At 60.0% G+C, this 17,322-nt stretch carries 14 protein-coding genes; 10 read left to right on the forward strand and 4 right to left on the reverse strand.

Annotation, left to right across the window (positions count from 1 at the left end; genetic code table 11):
• Nucleotides 1–66 precede the first annotated feature (66 nt).
• Nucleotides 67–1,551, reverse strand: a complete 1,485-nt coding sequence (locus tag CKW18_RS18755) for an NCS1 family nucleobase:cation symporter-1 (RefSeq protein WP_095190170.1) — start codon at nucleotides 1,549–1,551, stop codon at nucleotides 67–69.
• A 623-nt stretch (nucleotides 1,552–2,174) separates the two neighbouring features.
• On the opposite strand from CKW18_RS18755, the gene hydA reads away from it, so the two are divergent.
• The 3 genes from hydA (at nucleotide 2,175) to preA (ending at nucleotide 6,414) form a co-directional block, all read left to right on the forward strand.
• Nucleotides 2,175–3,614 (forward strand): dihydropyrimidinase, encoded by a 1,440-nt coding sequence (gene hydA / locus CKW18_RS18760; RefSeq protein ID WP_095190171.1) that lies wholly within the window; start codon nucleotides 2,175–2,177, stop codon nucleotides 3,612–3,614.
• Nucleotides 3,615–3,771: 157 nt separating this feature from the next.
• A complete protein-coding gene (locus CKW18_RS18765; protein WP_095190172.1) occupies nucleotides 3,772–5,139 on the forward strand; it encodes an NAD(P)-dependent oxidoreductase in 1,368 nt (455 codons plus the stop codon).
• Nucleotides 5,140–6,414, forward strand: coding sequence for an NAD-dependent dihydropyrimidine dehydrogenase subunit PreA (gene preA / locus CKW18_RS18770; protein ID WP_095190173.1), 1,275 nt, complete (start codon nucleotides 5,140–5,142; stop codon nucleotides 6,412–6,414).
• Nucleotides 6,415–6,529: 115 nt separating this feature from the next.
• On the opposite strand, the gene CKW18_RS18775 is transcribed toward preA, so the two are convergent.
• Nucleotides 6,530–7,150 (reverse strand): TetR/AcrR family transcriptional regulator, encoded by a 621-nt coding sequence (locus CKW18_RS18775; RefSeq protein ID WP_095190174.1) that lies wholly within the window; start codon nucleotides 7,148–7,150, stop codon nucleotides 6,530–6,532.
• A 140-nt stretch (nucleotides 7,151–7,290) separates the two neighbouring features.
• Between CKW18_RS18775 and copC the strand changes: the two genes are divergently transcribed.
• Complete coding sequence (gene copC, locus CKW18_RS18780; RefSeq protein WP_095190175.1) at nucleotides 7,291–7,656, forward strand: copper homeostasis periplasmic binding protein CopC; 366 nt, start codon at nucleotides 7,291–7,293, stop codon at nucleotides 7,654–7,656.
• A gap of 3 nt (nucleotides 7,657–7,659) precedes the next feature.
• Nucleotides 7,660–8,517 carry a copper homeostasis membrane protein CopD gene (gene copD / locus CKW18_RS18785; protein ID WP_095190176.1) on the forward strand — a complete coding sequence of 286 codons (858 nt, stop codon included), beginning with the start codon at nucleotides 7,660–7,662 and terminating at the stop codon, nucleotides 8,515–8,517.
• Between the two features lie 154 nt (nucleotides 8,518–8,671).
• Here copD and CKW18_RS18790 read toward each other — a convergent pair whose 3' ends face one another.
• Together CKW18_RS18790 and CKW18_RS18795 are read right to left on the reverse strand one after the other, a co-directional pair.
• Entirely contained in the window at nucleotides 8,672–9,814 is a 1,143-nt protein-coding gene (locus CKW18_RS18790; RefSeq protein ID WP_095190177.1) for an HlyD family secretion protein, read from the reverse strand.
• Nucleotides 9,811–11,466, reverse strand: coding sequence for an MFS transporter (locus CKW18_RS18795; protein ID WP_095190178.1), 1,656 nt, complete (start codon nucleotides 11,464–11,466; stop codon nucleotides 9,811–9,813). The genes CKW18_RS18790 and CKW18_RS18795 overlap by 4 nt, the downstream gene beginning before the upstream one ends.
• Nucleotides 11,467–11,754: 288 nt before the next feature.
• Here CKW18_RS18795 and CKW18_RS18800 point away from each other — a divergent pair, with 288 nt between their 5' ends.
• The 5 genes from CKW18_RS18800 to CKW18_RS18820 all read left to right on the forward strand — a co-directional run bounded on the left by CKW18_RS18800 (nucleotide 11,755) and on the right by CKW18_RS18820 (nucleotide 17,312).
• Nucleotides 11,755–12,705 (forward strand): polysaccharide deacetylase family protein, encoded by a 951-nt coding sequence (locus CKW18_RS18800; RefSeq protein WP_095190179.1) that lies wholly within the window; start codon nucleotides 11,755–11,757, stop codon nucleotides 12,703–12,705.
• Nucleotides 12,706–12,873: 168 nt separating this feature from the next.
• A complete protein-coding gene (locus CKW18_RS18805; RefSeq protein ID WP_095190180.1) occupies nucleotides 12,874–14,169 on the forward strand; it encodes an OprD family porin in 1,296 nt (431 codons plus the stop codon).
• 341 nt (nucleotides 14,170–14,510) lie between these two features.
• Complete coding sequence (locus CKW18_RS18810; protein WP_095190181.1) at nucleotides 14,511–15,335, forward strand: NAD(P)-dependent oxidoreductase; 825 nt, start codon at nucleotides 14,511–14,513, stop codon at nucleotides 15,333–15,335.
• A gap of 51 nt (nucleotides 15,336–15,386) precedes the next feature.
• Nucleotides 15,387–16,280: an SMP-30/gluconolactonase/LRE family protein gene (locus CKW18_RS18815; protein WP_095190182.1), complete on the forward strand. Its 894-nt coding sequence runs from the start codon at nucleotides 15,387–15,389 to the stop codon at nucleotides 16,278–16,280.
• Between the two features lie 60 nt (nucleotides 16,281–16,340).
• Nucleotides 16,341–17,312, forward strand: a complete 972-nt coding sequence (locus CKW18_RS18820) for a TRAP transporter substrate-binding protein (protein ID WP_095190183.1) — start codon at nucleotides 16,341–16,343, stop codon at nucleotides 17,310–17,312.
• The last annotated feature ends 10 nt before the right edge of the window (nucleotides 17,313–17,322 follow it).

Here is a 17,322-nt window from a genome sequence, read left to right on the forward strand (position 1 = left end):
AGGCTCGCTCCCACAGGGGAATGCATTCAAATGTGGGAGTGAGCCTGCTCGCGAAAGGGCCCTCCGCTACACCGCTGTTTTCACGGCAGAAGGCTGCGCCCGCATCACGCACAACCCGTAATAAATGATTCCGCCCAGCGCCGAGCCGGTAAACCAGCCATAGCTGTAAAACCAGCTGAACGCGTCGCTACCCAGCGACAGCAGCGTCAGCGCCACCGGCACGCCGAACGCCAGGAACCCGGCCCGGTTCCATGCCGGATAGACGTCGTCGCGGTACAACCCGGCGAGGTCCAGTTGCTGTTTCTTGATCAGGAAATAGTCCACCACCATGATCCCGGCAATCGGCCCGAGCAGGCTGGAATAGCCCAGCAACCAGTTGGAATACACGGTCTCCAGGCTGACATCGGAAACGATCAGGCCAAGTTTTTTCAGCAGCTCATGGCCCATCAGCAACAGCCCGACAAAACCGGTCAGCAACACCGCTTTGGTGCGGTTGATGACCTTGGGCGCGATGTTCTGGAAGTCGTTGGTCGGCGACACGATGTTCGCCGCCGTATTGGTCGACAGCGTGGCGATGATGATCAACGCCATCGCCACCGCAACCCACACCGGGCTCTGGATGTGGCCGATCAGGCTGACCGGATCAGAGACGGTTACGCCCACCAGTTTCACCGACGCTGCGGTCATGATCACGCCGAGGGAGGCGAAGAGGAACATGGTCAGCGGCAGGCCGAAAATCTGCCCGAGGATCTGATCCTTCTGACTTTTGGCGTAACGACTGAAGTCAGGAATGTTCAGCGACAGCGTGGCCCAGAAGCCGACCATCGCCGTCAGCCCGGCGGCGAAGTAACTGACCACGCTCGCGCCTTCAGGACGTTTCGGCGGGATCGCCAGCAACTCGGTCATCGACACATTGGGCATCGCCCACACCAGAAGTCCGATGCCAACCGCTACCAGCAACGGCGCCGACAGGGTTTCCAGCCACTTGATGGACTCGGCACCGCGAATCACCACCCACAGGTTCAACGCCCAGAAAATCATGAAGCCGATCACCTCCCCGGTGCCGCCGAGGGATTTCCAGCCGTCGAAAATCGAGCCGAGAAACAGGTGAATCGCCAGGCCGCCAAACATCGTCTGAATGCCGAACCAGCCACAGGCGACCAGCGCGCGAATCAGACACGGCACGTTGGAACCGAGAATGCCGAATGACGAGCGCAGCAACACCGGGAACGGGATGCCGTACTTGGTGCCGGGAAACGCATTGAGCGTCAGCGGAATCAACACAATGATGTTGGCAAACAGAATCGCCAGCAGCGCTTCACCGACGGTCAGGCCGAAGTACGCCGTCAGCACGCCACCGAGGGTATAGGTCGGCACGCAGATCGACATGCCGACCCACAGCGCGGTGATGTGCCATTTGTTCCAGGTTCGTTCGCGCACCTTGGTCGGTGCCATGTCGTGGTTGTAACGGGGACTGTCGAGGACGTCGCTACCGGCTTCAAGCTCGAACAAGCCGTCGCGCTCGGTCACTTGCGATCTGATCTGTTGCATGGCCGCTCCACTGTTCTTCTGATTATTTTTTTGCTCATCAGGCGGCTGCACATGACGGTGCGAGCCGGACGATGGCCGGAGGAACTGACAACTTTCACGCACCGGCCATGGTGTCAGCGGCGGCATCAATAAACGTGCCGGGTACTCCACTCAACGCTCGGGCGATGCTTTAAACGCTTTGCAACTTTCTGATATTCATCAGTTTTAATTATTTACCGGTGAGTCCTGGAAAACTTGTCTGAACGCTCAGACTAAACGCCGGGCAAGTTATCCGAACTGTCAGGACTCAAACTGGTGCACTGCACTTTTTTTCTTCATGAGCGATCAACCGCAGCTCAACTTCAAGCGGCTGATTTCACATAGGAAATCTTGCTCATATTTCCATCCTGTCAAGTGCGTCAAAATGGTGAACAGCCTCACCATTTTGGTGATTTTCATTTTTTATCTTTATTTTTCAATAGCTTAAAACAGTCATAAGCTTATAAAAAATAATCTTGATCTATTGCAAGACAGCGACTAGTTTCTATTCCTGACAGCGCTGACAGGAATACGCCCTTCACCGCTGTACATCAATAAAACATTTAGAACCGGCACAAGTCGGTCATGCCTGCGAGGAACTCGGAATGTCTCTGTTGATCCGTGGCGCCACCGTTGTTACCCATGATGAAAGTTATCGCGCCGACGTCTATTGCGCTGACGGCGTGATCAAAGCCATCGGTGAAAACCTTGATATTCCCGCGGGTGCCGAAGTGCTCGACGGCAGCGGCCAATACCTGATGCCCGGCGGCATCGACCCACACACGCACATGCAACTCCCGTTCATGGGCACCGTGGCCAGCGAAGACTTTTACAGCGGCACCGCTGCGGGTCTGGCCGGGGGCACCACGTCGATCATCGACTTCGTGATTCCCAATCCCCAGCAGTCGTTGATGGAGGCGTTTCATCAGTGGCGCGGTTGGGCCGAGAAGTCCGCATCCGACTATGGCTTCCACGTCGCGATCACCTGGTGGAGCGAGCAGGTGCGCGAGGAAATGGCCGAGCTGGTCAGCCATCACGGCATCAACAGTTTCAAGCATTTCATGGCTTACAAGAACGCGATCATGGCCGCCGACGACACGCTGGTGGCGAGCTTCGAGCGTTGTCTGGAACTCGGCGCCGTACCGACCGTGCACGCGGAAAACGGCGAGTTGGTCTACCACCTGCAACGCAAATTGATGGCCCAAGGCATCACCGGGCCGGAGGCGCATCCACTGTCGCGTCCTTCGCAGGTTGAAGGCGAGGCGGCGAGCCGGGCCATTCGGATTGCCGAAACCATCGGCACGCCGCTGTATCTGGTACACGTTTCGACCAAGGAAGCCCTCGACGAAATCACCTATGCGCGCAGCAAGGGGCAACCGGTTTACGGTGAAGTCCTGGCCGGGCATCTGCTGCTCGATGACAGCGTGTATCAACACCCGGACTGGCAGACCGCTGCCGGTTACGTGATGAGCCCGCCGTTCCGCCCACGCGGGCATCAGGAAGCGCTATGGCACGGTTTGCAGAACGGCAATCTGCACACCACCGCGACCGATCACTGCTGCTTCTGCGCCGAGCAGAAAGCCGCCGGGCGCGACGACTTCAGCAAGATTCCCAACGGCACCGCCGGCATTGAAGACCGCATGGCGGTGCTGTGGGATGAGGGCGTGAACAGCGGCCGCTTTTCGATGCAGGACTTCGTCGCCCTCACCTCCACCAACACTGCAAAAATCTTCAACCTCTACCCGCGCAAGGGTGCGATCCGGGTTGGCGCCGATGCCGATCTGGTGCTGTGGGATCCGCAAGGCACGCGGACCATTTCCGCCAAGACCCACCATCAGCAGGTGGATTTCAACATCTTCGAAGGCAAGACCGTGCGCGGCGTGCCGAGCCACACCGTCAGCCAGGGCCGCGTGGTCTGGGCCGACGGCGACCTGCGCGCCGAGCGCGGGGCCGGAAGGTACATCGAACGGCCGGCGTATCCGGCGGTGTTTGATTTGCTGAGCAAGCGGGCTGAGTTGCACAAGCCAACTGCCGTTAAACGCTGAAATCCAGGCCTTCGGCCTTCGCGAGCAGGCTCGCTCCCACATTTGAAATGCATTCCCCTGTGGGAGCGAGCCTGCTCGCGAAGAGGCCAGTCCAGGCAATACAAAAACCACTGCCCGTCAGAGGCAGAGCACCTCAATAACCGTGAGGCAAAAAACCGTGATCGAGACCCTGAACCATCTCCCGCACCCGCACGAAAGCGCGGCCGCCCTCGCCGGCCATTTCACCGATCTGGCGCCGCCGCTCAATGCCCGGCAGGCGCATCTGGAAGCCTCGCGCTGCCTGTATTGCTACGACGCGCCGTGCGTCAATGCGTGCCCGAGCGAAATCGACATCCCTTCGTTCATCCGCAATATCCATCAGGACAACGTGCCCGGTGCGGCGCAGAAAATCCTCTCGGCGAATATCCTTGGCGGCAGTTGTGCGCGGGTTTGCCCGACCGAGATTCTTTGCCAGCAAGCCTGCGTGCGCAACAACGCCCAGGAATGCGCGCCGGTGCTGATCGGCCTGTTGCAGCGCTACGCCGTGGACAACGCGAATTTCACTGAACACCCGTTCCAGCGCGCCGCCGCCACCGGCAAACGCATTGCCGTGGTCGGTGCCGGCCCGGCGGGTCTGTCCTGCGCGCACCGCAGCGCCATGCACGGTCACGACGTGGTGATTTTCGAAGCGCGCGAGAAGGCTGGCGGCCTGAATGAATACGGGATCGCCAAGTACAAACTGGTCGATGACTACGCGCAGAAGGAACTGGATTTCCTCCTGCAGATCGGCGGCATCGAAATCCGTCACGGGCAGAAACTCGGCGACAACCTGACCCTCAGCGACCTGCATCAGCAGTTCGACGCGGTGTTCCTTGGCCTCGGCCTCAATGCCAGCAAGCAACTTGGTTTGACCCATGAAGACGCCCCCGGCCTGCTCGCCGCCACCGATTACATCCGCGAACTGCGCCAGGCCGATGACCTCACCCAGCTGCCATTGGCCGAGCGCTGCATCGTCCTCGGTGCCGGCAACACCGCGATCGACATGGCCGTGCAAATGGCGCGCCTGGGTGCCCGCGATGTGAATCTGGTGTATCGCCGCGGTGCCGCCGACATGGGCGCCACCGGCCACGAACAAGACATCGCCAAGGCCAATCAGGTACGCCTGCTGACCTGGGCGCAACCGGAGGAGGTTTTGCTCGACGCTCAGGGCCATGTGCGCGGCATGCGTTTCGCCCGCACCGATCTGGTCGAGGGTCGCCTGCAAACCACCGGAGAAACTTTCGAACTGGCCGCTGACGCAATCTTCAAGGCCATCGGCCAGGCCTTCGACGGCAGCGCTCTCGCCGACCCATTGGCGCGCGAACTCAAGCGTCAGGGCGAACGGATTCAGGTCGACTCGAACCTGCGCACCAGCATTCCCGGTGTGTATGCCGGTGGTGACTGCACCAGCCTCGATCAAGACCTCACCGTGCAAGCGGTGCAGCACGGCAAACTGGCCGCCGAGGCCATCAACGCTCAACTGATGCTCAACGTGGAGGCTGCGTAAATGGCCGATCTCTCGATAGTCTTCGCCGGCATCAAAGCCCCTAACCCGTTCTGGCTGGCTTCCGCGCCGCCGACTGACAAGGCCTACAACGTGGTTCGCGCCTTCGAGGCCGGTTGGGGTGGCGTGGTCTGGAAAACCCTCGGGGAAGATCCGGCGGCGGTTAACGTCTCCTCGCGCTACTCGGCGCACTACGGCAACAATCGCGAAGTGCTGGGCATCAACAACATCGAGCTGATCACCGACCGCTCGCTGGAAATCAACCTGCGCGAAATCACCCAGGTGAAGAAGGACTGGCCAGATCGCGCGCTGATCGTCTCGCTGATGGTGCCGTGCGTCGAGGAATCGTGGAAACACATCCTGCCGCTGGTGGAAGCGACCGGTGCCGACGGCATCGAACTGAATTTCGGCTGCCCGCACGGCATGCCCGAACGCGGCATGGGTGCGGCGGTCGGTCAGGTGCCGGAGTATGTCGAACAGGTGACGCGCTGGTGCAAGACGTATTGCTCGCTGCCAGTGATCGTCAAACTGACGCCGAACATCACCGACATCCGCGTCGCCGCCCGCGCCGCCCATCGCGGTGGCGCCGATGCAGTGTCGCTAATCAACACCATCAACTCGATCACCAGCGTCGACCTGGAACACATGGTCGCCCTGCCCACCGTCGGCAGCAAAAGCACTCACGGCGGTTATTGCGGTTCGGCAGTCAAGCCGATTGCGTTGAACATGGTCGCGGAAATCGCCCGTGATCCACAGACCCAGGGCTTGCCGATCTGCGGCATTGGCGGCATCGGCAGTTGGCGCGATGCCGCGGAGTTCATGGCGCTGGGCAGCGGCGCAGTGCAGGTGTGCACGGCGGCGATGCTGCATGGTTTCCGCATTGTCGAGGAGATGAAGGACGGCTTGTCACGGTGGATGGACAGTCAGGGTTACGCCAACATCGCCGAGTTCTCGGGACGCGCGGTGGGCAACACCACGGACTGGAAGTATCTCGACATCAACTATCAGGTCATCGCCAAGATTGATCAGGCGGCGTGCATTGGCTGCGGGCGTTGCCACATTGCCTGCGAGGACACTTCACATCAGGCGATCAGCAGTCTGAAGCAGGCGGACGGGACACATAAATATGAAGTGATTAATGATGAATGTGTGGGGTGCAATTTGTGCCAGATCACCTGTCCGGTGGCGGACTGCATCGAGATGGTACCGATGGATTCGGGCAAGCCGTTTCTGGACTGGAATCATGATCCGAGGAATCCGTACCATGTCTCACCTTAAGGCAGGTAGCGTCTGAACTGACGCTTTCGCGAGCAGGCTCGCTCCCACAGTTGGAATGCATTCCCCTGTGGGAGCGAGCCTGCTCGCGAAGAGGCCAGCCTGTTCACCGCAAGACTCAGGGCTCCAGGCCGATTCCGCGCAAAATCACACTGGTCACCGTCTGCACCGCCCGTTCGAACTGCATGTCCGACAGCGGCTGGTGGTCATTCAAGATATTCACCTGATGATCGAAGTCGGCGTAATGCTGGGTCGACGCCCAGATCATGTACAGCAGGCTCGACGGCTCAACCGGCAGGATGCGCTTGTCCTCGACCCATTGGCGGATCTTCGCTTCCTTCATCTTCGCCCAGTCATACAGGCTGACGTCCAGCGCCTCGCCCAAGGTCGGCGCGCCGTGGATGATTTCATTGGCCCAGACTTTCGAGCCGTAAGGCCGGCTGCGCGAGTGGTTCATCTTGGCGCGGATGTAGCTGCTGAGCACCACGCGCGGGTCATCGAACATCTCGAAGCACAACGCGTCCTGTTTCCACACTTCCAACAGATCAAACAGCACCGCGCTGTACAGCTCGCTCTTGGTTGAGAAGTAGTAGTGCAGATTGGAACGCGGCAGTTGCACTTCGGCGGCGATGTCGGCCATGGCGGTACTGCCAAAGCCTTTTTCGGCGAAGACTTTTTCCGCCGCCAGAAGAATTTTTTCGACGTTACTGCGACGAATCTCGATCTTGTGATTGCCCATGTGGGCTCCCTGACAACAACGTTGTTGAAGACTAGCACCCGCTCTATCACCGAGGCGACCGCTGAAAACAAAACTTCGTACAGCGCTGGCCGGATGGCTAAACTGGCGGTTTCTTCGATCCTGCCTCAGAGGTATCCGCGATGCTGCTCAAGAACGTTCTGACCACCACTGCCCTGCTCGCTTCGCTGTGCGCCGCATCCTCGGTATTTGCCCACGCCCACCTGAAAAGCCAGACCCCGGCTGCCGACAGCTCCGTCGTCGCTCCGGCGGATCTTCGTCTGACGTTTTCCGAAGGCGTTGAAGCGACCTTCACCAAAGTCACCCTGACCAAGGATGGCGCGCCAGTCGCGGTCAAACCGCTGACCACCGAAGGCAAAGACAAGAAAACCCTGATCGTCACCCCGGCAGCGCCACTGACTGCCGGTGAATACAAAGTCGAATGGCACGCGGTGTCGGTCGACACACATAAAAGCGAAGGCGCCTACCAGTTCAAGGTTGGCCAGTAATTCATGAGTGAAGCGCTGGTGCTGTGCCGGTTTCTGCATTTCACCGTGGTGTTGATGCTGTTCGGCGCCTGGCTGTTCCGGCCATTGCTGCTCAAGGGTGACGCGCCGGAGCTGGATCGGCATCTGGCGCGGCTGGCTCGTTGGCTCGCCGCCGTTGCGCTGGCCAGTGGCATCGTTTGGGCGCTGTTAATCACCGCGAGCATGGCCGGTTCGGCGGCGGCAGCGTTTGATCCGGACACGGTTGCGCTGGTGTTGGGTAATACGTTTTTCGGTCAGGTCTGGCGCTGGCACCTGCTGATCAACGCGGTGCTGCTGGCGTTGCTGTTTACGCCGTGGCGTTCGAACCTGCCGCTACGCTTGGGCTTGAGCGCGCTGCTGTTGGCGACGCTGGCGCCGGTCGGTCATGGCGCGATGCTCGATGGTCTCAGCGGCCAACTGCTGATTCTCAACCAGATCGTCCACCTGACCTGCGTGGCGGCGTGGCTTGGCGGGTTGTTGCTGCTGGTGATGATTGTGCGCCAGCCCAGTGAACCGATGCGCGAGATTCTGCGACGCTTCAGCGGGATCGGCTATGCGCTGGTTGCCGGGCTGCTGATCAGCGGGTTGATCAACGTTCGCGTGCTGACGGGGCAATGGTGGCCGACACCGCTGTTCACGGGGTTTGCGCTGATTCTGTTGATCAAGGCGATGATCGTGCTGGGGATGCTCGGGCTGGCGCTGTTCAACAGACTGCGGATCGACGATTGCGAACAACGCACAGGCGCGCTCAAGCGCAGTGTGCTGATGGAGTGGTTGCTCGGGATTGGCGCTGTCGCTGCCGTTTCACTGCTCGGCACACTGCCACCGATGATCACTGGATAAACACAGCCCGACTGTGGGAGGGGGCTTGCTCCCGAAGGCGGTGTATCAACCGGCATCATTATTCACTGGACCGCCGCGTTCGGGAGCAAGCCCCCTCCCACCGTGCTTCGCGTGATGCCCACTACTTTTGCACACCCGCAGGGTTATGTGTGGATCAATGCGGTTGTGTGTCACCGGCCGCCGTATCGATACTCACCACCACCGACATCCCCGGCCGCAACCGATCCTCTTCCTGCTGATCCGGATCAATAGTGATCCGCACCGGCACCCGCTGGGCGATTTTGACGAAGTTGCCGGTGGCGTTATCCGCCTGCAACAAGGCAAATTCCGAACCGGTGCCCGGCGAAATATGCTGCACGTGCCCGGCGAATTTACGGTGGTTCAACGCATCGACGGTGAAGCGCACCGGTTGCCCGACTCGCACGTTGTCCATCTGGGTTTCCTTCATGTTGGCGATCACCCATTTCTGGTTCGGCACCAACGCCATCAACTGCGCTCCGGAGTTGACGTAGGCGCCCAGGCGCACGCCGATCTGCCCGAGCTGGCCGTCGCGCGGGGCGACGATGCGGGTGTTCGACAGGTCGATCCGCGCCAGTTGCACCGCCGCTTCGGCGCTGGCCACCGCCGCCTCCAGCGAACCGCGATTGACGATCACCGTTTGCAGATCCTGACGGGCAATTTCCAGATTGGCCTTGGCCTGCGCCACTGCCGCGACACTTTGTGCATTGGCCGCCAGCGCCACGTCCATCTCTCGTTTGGACACCGAACCGTCACCCACCAGCTCCTTGTTACGCCGCAGATCCGCCTCGCTTTTGCGCAACTGCGCTTCGCTGTCAGCCACCACTGCCTGACGCAGCTTGATCGTTGCCTCGGCGCTGTTGCGCTGCTGCACCACGTTGGCCAATGCGGCTTTCTGCACCGCCAGTTGCGCCAGCGATTGATCAAGACGTTGCTGATAGATGCGGTCGTCCAGGCGCACCAGCAGATCGCCGGCCTTCACGAACTGGAAATCCTGCACCGGCACTTCATGGACATACCCGGCGAGTTGCGGGCCGATGATCGTCACCTGTCCGCGCACCAAGGCGTTTTCGGTGGTTTCTACAGCGCTGCTGAACGGCGGCAGTTGCCAGGCGTAGAGCACAATCAGCACACCGACGATGGCGATCGCGGCAAAACCGAGCGAAGAAATAATCCGCACCCGCAGTGAGCGCGGCTCGGTGTTCGGCGATGACGGCGGCGCGACACCCTCGGGTGTGGCGGCAATGGCATTGGTGGTTGTGGTGGTCGGTTCGGTCATGAAGAAGTGGCACCGCTGGAAGGTACGGAAGGCGCTGGGGCGATAGCCTTGGTGGTGCTCATCAGCCACAGTGCGCGAATGGACAGCCAGATCATGGTCAGCACAGCAATCACGGCGATCAGCATGAATACATCGTTATAGGCCAGCACGTTGGCTTCGCGAGTCGCGGCATTCGACAGGCTGCGAATCCCGGCCAGATTGCGCAAGCTCGGGTCGGCCAGTAAGGAGCCATAGGCCGAACCACCGCTCTGAACACGGGCGGCAACCAACGGATCGGACAGCGTCAGGTGTTCGACCAGATGACTGGAGTGGAATTTTTCGCGCACGATCTGGAACGTGCCCAACAACGCCGCGCCGAGCAAGCCGCCCAGGTTGTTGCAGATCCCGAATAACACCGAAAAACTCACCAGATTGCGCGGATTGGTCAGCACGTTGCGGGTGCCGAACACCATGGTCGGTCCCAGAAAAAACGTGCTGCCGAAGGCCAGCAGAAACTGACTGAAATACAGGTTCGCCGGGCGGGTCAGGTTGTTGGAAAAACTGTCCATCACCGAACCGGTCGCCATCAGCGCCAGCGAGATGATCAACGGCATCAGCAGGTGTTTGGGGTCGATGGTCAGCGCGCTGGTCGCCAACCCGGCGATGCTGCCGATCAGCATCACCACGTACAGGCTGTGCAACTGCTCATAACCCATGTTCAGGTTCTGCATGAAACCGACGGCGCCGGTGGATTGTTCCGAAGTGACCATCCGAATCAGGGTCACCGCCAGCGCCAGGCGGATCATCGTGCCACTGCCGAGCCAGCGGGTCATCAGCATCGGGTTGCTGCGATTGTGCTCAATCGCCAGACCCGCGAGGATCAGGGCAATCGAGCCAGCCAGCGCATAGCCGATCCAGTTGGCTTCCAGCCACCAATCGATCCGCCCCAGCGACAACACCGCGCAGAGCAGTGCCACGCCGCTGGCGAGAATCGCGAAGGTGAGAAAGTCCAGCGGTTCGAAGGTTTTGAAGCGGTCACCGGGCGGCAACTTGAGCAGCAGCACGCAGCCCAGCGACAACAGGGCCATGCCCAATTCGAACAGGTACAAGCCGCGCCATTCGGCGATCTGCAACAGGTCTTCGGAGAACAAGCGCGCCAGCGGCAGGGCCAGTTGCGAGGCGCCGAGGCCCAGCACCAGTGCCTTCAGCCGCCACTTGGCCGGAAACGCCTGGACCATGTAATACAGGCCCAGCGAGCTCAATGCGGCACCGACCATGCCGTGAGCCGCGCGCACCGCAATCGCCGAGCTCAGGTCGTTGACGAACAGGTGGCCGAAGGTCACCAGCGCATACAGCACCAGAAACACTTCGGTGAACGCACGCAGGCCGAACTGCTGGCGAAACTTCACCAGCAGCAGGTTCATCGACACGTTGGTCATCACGTAGGCGGCCGGCAGCCAGGCCATCTCCGCCGTGGTCGCGCCCAGTGCGCCTTGCAGGTAAGGCAGGTTGGCGACCACCAACGAGTTGCCCAAACCACCGGTCACCGCCACCAGCAACCCGACCAGCGCATAGGCCAGGCGCTTGGGGTTGGAGTGCAGCGGCGTCGAGGGGGAACCGGGCAGACTGGGCTTCTCGTGAGGCTGCCAGTCGCGCGGGGCGTATCGATCCATTAAAAGACCTTGAGCTGGAGGTTGCTGAAGTTTGCCGTAAAACTGCCGGTAAACCCATATCCCTGTGGGAGCTGGCTTGCCAGCGATGAGGGCATTAGGCACGGCATCATCGTGACTGACAAATCGCTATCGCGGACAAGCCCGCTCCCACAAGGACCGGTTATTGAATCGGAGCTTTTAGGCTGGATTCGTAAAAATTTTTTAAAAGTCATCTCGCCCGCGAGGGATTTTTCCCGCGCCGGGCAACTGCCAACCTTGCGGCACTTCTCTAACCTCAAGGTGCCCGTTATGACCACTCTCCACCGACAACGCTCCCCGCGTTTGCTGAAAAACCTCTTGGCCGCCGCCCTTCTTCTGCCCGCCCTCGCCTTCGCCCAGGAACGCCCGTGGCCCGATGGCTCGCAACTGGTGATCTCGGTTTCGATGCAGTTCGAGACCGGCGGCCAGCCCGAGGGCGCCGAAAGTCCATTTTCCGGTAGCCCGCTGCCCAAAGGCTACCCGGATCTACCGGCGCAAACCTGGTTCGATTACGGCTACAAGGAAGGCCTGTGGCGGATGCTCGATCTGTGGGATCGCACAGGCATCAAAGTCACTTCCCACGTGGTCGGCGAAGCCGCGCTGAAACACCCGGAACTGGCCAAAGCGATTGCCGAACGTGGCCATGAACTGGCCGCCCACGGCATGCGCTGGGCCGACTCCTACAACATGAGTTATGAGCAGGAAAAACACTTCATCGGCGATGGTGTCGCGGCAGTGGAAAAACTCACCGGCCAACGCTCGGTCGGCTACAACGCCAACTGGCTGCGGCGCAGTCCCAATACCCTGAAAGTCCTGCAGGATCTGAACTTCACCTATCACATCGATGATGTGAGCCGCGACGAGCCCTTCGTGACAATGGTGCGCGGGCGCAAATTCGCCGTTGTGCCTTACACCCTGCGCAACAACGACATCGTCCTGGTCGAAGGCCGGCATTTCTCCGCCGACCAGTTCTACCAGCAACTGGTGCTGGAATTTGATCGCCTCTACGCCGAAGGTGCAAACAAGCGGCGGATGATGTCGGTGAGTCTGCACGACCGCATCGGCGGCACGCCGGCGATGGCTGAGGCGATGGAGCGGTTCATCCGTTATGCACAGTCGCACCCGAAAGTCAGCTTTATGCGCAAGGATAAAATTGCGCAAATCGTACTGACCGAGAAAAATCCGCTGATCGATAACAGCGAAGCGCTCTACAACAACTGATTGCGCCGAAAGCAGCCCCCTTCACGCCTTGATGAGGGCTGCCGAGGCCCGCAAAGTCATCGTATAACTTCCAGTTGACATTCCCCGAAAGCTCCGTAAATATCGCCCCCAATGTTGTACGACAACGCACAACACTAATAAAAACAAGAACAATAAGGGAGCGCTACAGTGAGCACATTCGTCTGCAATTTTGTCCGCCATTCCCGTTTCTCAATCACCCGCCCGCGTTCCACCCTAAGCCTGATCGGCTGCAGCAGCCTTGTCCTCGCCTTGCCGATGAGCGCCGATGCCGAAGGCTTTCTCGAAGACAGCAAAGCCACGCTGAATCTGCGCAATGCGTACTTCAACCGCAACTTCGTCAATCCCGCCTACCCGCAAGGCAAAGCCGAAGAGTGGACGCAAAGCTTTATTCTCGACGCCAAGTCGGGTTTCACCCAAGGCACCGTCGGCTTCGGTCTGGACATCCTCGGGCTGTACTCGCAGAAGCTCGATGGCGGCAAAGGCACCGGTGGCACGCAATTGCTGCCGATCCACGATGACGGGCGGCCGGCTGACAATTTCGGACGCATGGGTGTGGCGCTGAAAGCCAAAGTGTCCAAGACAGAATTGAAAGTCGGCGAATGGATGCCGGTGCTGCCGATTCTGCGCTCGGACGATGGTCGCTCCCTGCCCCAGACTTTTCGCGGCGGGCAGATTACCTCCACCGAGATCAACGGCCTGAGCCTCTATGGCGGCCAGTTCCGCGGTAATAGCCCGCGCAACGACGCGAGCATGGAAGACATGTCGATGAACGGCCGCGGTGCGTTTACCTCGGATCGTTTCAACTTCGGCGGCGGCGAATACACCTTCAACGACAAGCGCACGATGGTCGGCGTGTGGTACGCCGAACTCACTGACATCTACCAGCAGCAGTACTTCAACCTCAGCCATAGTCAACCGCTGGGCGACTGGACCCTGGGCGCCAACCTCGGTTTCTTCACCGGCAAGGAAGACGGCAGCGCCCATGCCGGCGACCTCGACAACAAGACCGCGTTTGCCATGCTCTCGGCCAGGTACGGCGGCAACACCTTTTATGTCGGCCTGCAGAAACTCGGCGGTGACGACGCGTGGATGCGGGTCAACGGCACCAGCGGCGGCACCCTGGCCAACGACAGCTACAACGCCAGTTATGACAACGCCAAGGAGCGCTCCTGGCAGGTGCGTCATGACTACAACTTCGTCGCCCTCGGCATCCCCGGACTGACGATGATGAACCGCTATATCAGCGGCGATAACGTCCACACCGCAACCATCACCGATGGCAAGGAATGGGGCCGCGAATCCGAGCTGGCCTACACCGTACAAAGTGGGCCGTTGAAAAACCTCAATGTGAAATGGCGCAATGCAACGATTCGCCGGGACTTCAGCACCAACGAATTCGATGAGAACCGGATCTTTATCAGCTATCCGATTTCGTTGTTGTAAGCAGATCTCTCTTTACCCTGTGGGAGCGAGCCTGCTCGCGAAGGCGGCGTGTCAGTCGATGCAAGAGATGCCTGGATCAGCCTCATCGCTGGCAAGCCAGCGATGGCAGCGGCAAATTCAACATTGATGTTAATTGACACAGCGCTTTCGCGAGCAGGCTCGCTCCCACAAGGAGATTGCATTGCGACGAAGGAGTTCGTGGTGATTGAAAAGTGAATGAGCCCCTTCCGTCATTTACACCAAAAGTCGCGTTGACAATATCCGGAAACCCTACCGATACTTCAGCGCAGTCATACGACAACCTACAACAACCCTAAAAACAATACGTGTAAGGGATTGCCATGACGTCTACCTCTACCCCCCGCGCGCCGTTTAATCGGCTGCTGCTTACCGGTGCCGCCGGTGGCCTGGGCAAAGTGCTGCGCGAACGCCTGCGCCCCTACGCCAATGTGCTGCGTCTTTCAGACATCGCCGCCCTCACCCCGGCCATCGATGATCGCGAAGAAATCGTCGTCTGCGACCTCGCCGACAAGCAGGCCGTGCATCAACTGGTCGAAGGCGTCGATGCCATCCTGCATTTCGGCGGAGTGTCCGTTGAAAGGCCGTTCGAAGAAATCCTCGGTGCCAACATCTGCGGCGTCTTCCACATTTATGAGGCAGCACGCCGGCATGGTGTGAAACGGGTGATCTTCGCCAGTTCCAACCACGTCATCGGTTTCTACAAACAGGACGAACAACTCGACGCCAGCTCTGCCCGGCGCCCCGACGGTTACTACGGTTTGTCCAAGTCCTACGGCGAAGACATGGCCAGTTTCTATTTCGATCGCTACGGCATCGAGACCGTCAGCATCCGCATCGGCTCCTCGTTCCCCGAACCGCAGAACCGCCGAATGATGCACACCTGGCTGAGCTTCGACGACCTCACCCAACTGCTCGAACACTCGCTCTACACCCCGAACGTCGGCCACACCGTGGTGTATGGCATGTCCGACAACAAGGATGTGTGGTGGGACAACCGCTTGGCCTGCCACCTGGGTTTCGAAGCCAAAGACAGTTCCGAAGTGTTCCGCGACAAGGTCGAAGCGCAGCCGATGCCAGCGGCGGATGACCCGGCGCGGATCTATCAGGGCGGCGCGTTCGTCGCGGCCGGTCCGTTCGGCGACTGAGCCCAGCGTTGTCCACTTGATCCCCCTCCAATAAAAACCAAGGGAATGAGTATGCAAGCCGAATTGATCGTCGACGCCCGCAACGCGGTCGGTGAGAGCCCGGTCTGGGTCGCCCAGGAAAACGCCCTGTATTGGGTGGATATTCCCAATGGCGGCCTGCAACGCTGGAGCGCCGACAGCGGCCATGTCCACGCCTGGAAAGCTCCCGAGATGCTCGCCTGCATTGCCCGCCACAGCCGTGGTGGCTGGATCGCCGGCATGGAAAGCGGTTTCTACCATCTGCATCCGCACAACGATGGCAGCCTCGATACCGAACGGCTCGCACCGGTTGAGCACAGTCGCGACGACATGCGCCTCAACGATGGCCGCTGCGACCGTCAGGGCCGGTTCTGGGCCGGCAGCATGGTGCTGAACATGGGCCTGAATGCGCCCGAAGGTCGGCTCTATCGCTACAGCGCGGGGCAGTCGGGTGCGATTGAAGCGCAACTCGATGGTTTCATCGTGCCCAACGGCCTGGGCTTCAGTCCCGACGGCAAGACGATGTACCTGTCCGACTCGCACCCCAACGTGCAACTGATCTGGGCGTTCGACTACGACACCGCCAGCGGCACGCCGTCGAACCGCCGCATATTCGTCGACATGAATCACTACAGCGGTCGCCCTGACGGCGCCGCCGTGGATGCCGACGGTTGCTACTGGATCTGCGCCAACGATGCCGGTCTCATCCACCGCTTCACCCCCGACGGACGTCTCGATTACTCACTGGCGGTGCCGGTGAAAAAACCGACCATGTGCGCCTTCGGCGGCAGTGCAATGGACACCCTGTTCGTCGCCTCGATTCGACCCGGCGATGACCACGATCCGCAGTCCCTGGCCGGCGGCGTGTTCGCTTTGAACACCGGGGTCAAAGGTATGCCGGAACCGCTTTTCGATGATTTGCTTTAACCCGCCTCTGCTACATCGCTGTGCCTTGAACACAACAATAACAAGACTGGAGACACCCCCATGGACCTCAAACGCACGTTGCTCGCCGCCGCTTTGCCCCTCGCGTTGACCCTCAGCAGTGCCGCTCAGGCGCTGGAAATCAAATTCGCCGACATCCATCCCGCGGGTTATCCGACGGTGGTTGCCGAGCAAAGCATGGGCAAAGCCCTGACCAAGGAAACCAATGGCGATCTCACCTTCAAGTATTTCCCCGGAGGCGTGCTCGGCTCGGAAAAAGAGGTGATTGAACAGGCACAGGTCGGCGCAATCCAGATGACCCGTGTCAGCCTGGGTATCGTCGGCCCCGTGGTGCCGGACGTGAACGTATTCAACATGCCATTCATCTTCCGCGACCAGGCGCACATGCGCGCGGTGATCGATGGCGAAGTCGGCGATGCGATTCTCGACCGGATCACTAACTCTGAATTCGGCCTGGTGGCCTTGGCGTGGATGGACGGTGGTACGCGCAACATCTACACCAAAAAACCAGTGCGCAAACTCGAAGACCTCAAGGGCATGAAGATCCGCGTGCAAGGCAACCCGATGTTCATCGAGACCATCAACGCCATGGGCGGCAACGGCATCGCCATGGACACCGGCGAAATCTTCAGCGCCCTGCAAACCGGGGTGATCGACGGCGCGGAGAACAACCCGCCGACCCTGCTCGAACACAACCACTACCAGAACGCCAAGTTCTACAGCCTGACCGGGCACCTGATCCTGCCCGAGCCGATCGTGATGTCGAAGATCACTTGGGAAAAACTCACCCCCGACCAGCAGACGCTGGTGAAGAAAGCCGCCAAGGCTGCCCAGCTTGAAGAGCGCGCACTGTGGGATGCGAAATCCGCCAGCAGTGAAGAAAAACTCAAGGCCGCCGGCGTCGAGTTCATCACCGTCGACAAGAAACCCTTCTACGAGGCCACCGCCTCGGTTCGCGAGAAGTACGGCGCGCCTTACGCCGACCTGATCAAGCGCATCGAAGCCGTGCAGTAACCCCCCCAGC

Source organism: Pseudomonas sp. Irchel 3E19 (assembly GCF_900187585.1).
In the GTDB taxonomy this organism is placed as follows: Bacteria; Pseudomonadota; Gammaproteobacteria; order Pseudomonadales; family Pseudomonadaceae; genus Aquipseudomonas; species Aquipseudomonas baetica.

Excerpts from the sequence above, each read along its gene's own strand:
- CKW18_RS18755 (WP_095190170.1), bottom strand. The coding sequence starts at position 1,551 with ATGCAACAGATCAGATCGCAAGTGACCGAGCGCGACGGCTTGTTCGAG.
- hydA (WP_095190171.1), top strand. The coding sequence starts at position 2,175 with ATGTCTCTGTTGATCCGTGGCGCCACCGTTGTTACCCATGATGAAAGT.
- preA (WP_095190173.1), top strand. The coding sequence starts at position 5,140 with ATGGCCGATCTCTCGATAGTCTTCGCCGGCATCAAAGCCCCTAACCCG.
- CKW18_RS18775 (WP_095190174.1), bottom strand. The coding sequence starts at position 7,150 with ATGGGCAATCACAAGATCGAGATTCGTCGCAGTAACGTCGAAAAAATT.
- copC (WP_095190175.1), top strand. The coding sequence starts at position 7,291 with ATGCTGCTCAAGAACGTTCTGACCACCACTGCCCTGCTCGCTTCGCTG.
- copD (WP_095190176.1), top strand. The coding sequence starts at position 7,660 with ATGAGTGAAGCGCTGGTGCTGTGCCGGTTTCTGCATTTCACCGTGGTG.
- CKW18_RS18790 (WP_095190177.1), bottom strand. The coding sequence starts at position 9,814 with ATGACCGAACCGACCACCACAACCACCAATGCCATTGCCGCCACACCC.
- CKW18_RS18795 (WP_095190178.1), bottom strand. The coding sequence starts at position 11,466 with ATGGATCGATACGCCCCGCGCGACTGGCAGCCTCACGAGAAGCCCAGT.
- CKW18_RS18800 (WP_095190179.1), top strand. The coding sequence starts at position 11,755 with ATGACCACTCTCCACCGACAACGCTCCCCGCGTTTGCTGAAAAACCTC.
- CKW18_RS18810 (WP_095190181.1), top strand. The coding sequence starts at position 14,511 with ATGACGTCTACCTCTACCCCCCGCGCGCCGTTTAATCGGCTGCTGCTT.
- CKW18_RS18815 (WP_095190182.1), top strand. The coding sequence starts at position 15,387 with ATGCAAGCCGAATTGATCGTCGACGCCCGCAACGCGGTCGGTGAGAGC.
- CKW18_RS18820 (WP_095190183.1), top strand. The coding sequence starts at position 16,341 with ATGGACCTCAAACGCACGTTGCTCGCCGCCGCTTTGCCCCTCGCGTTG.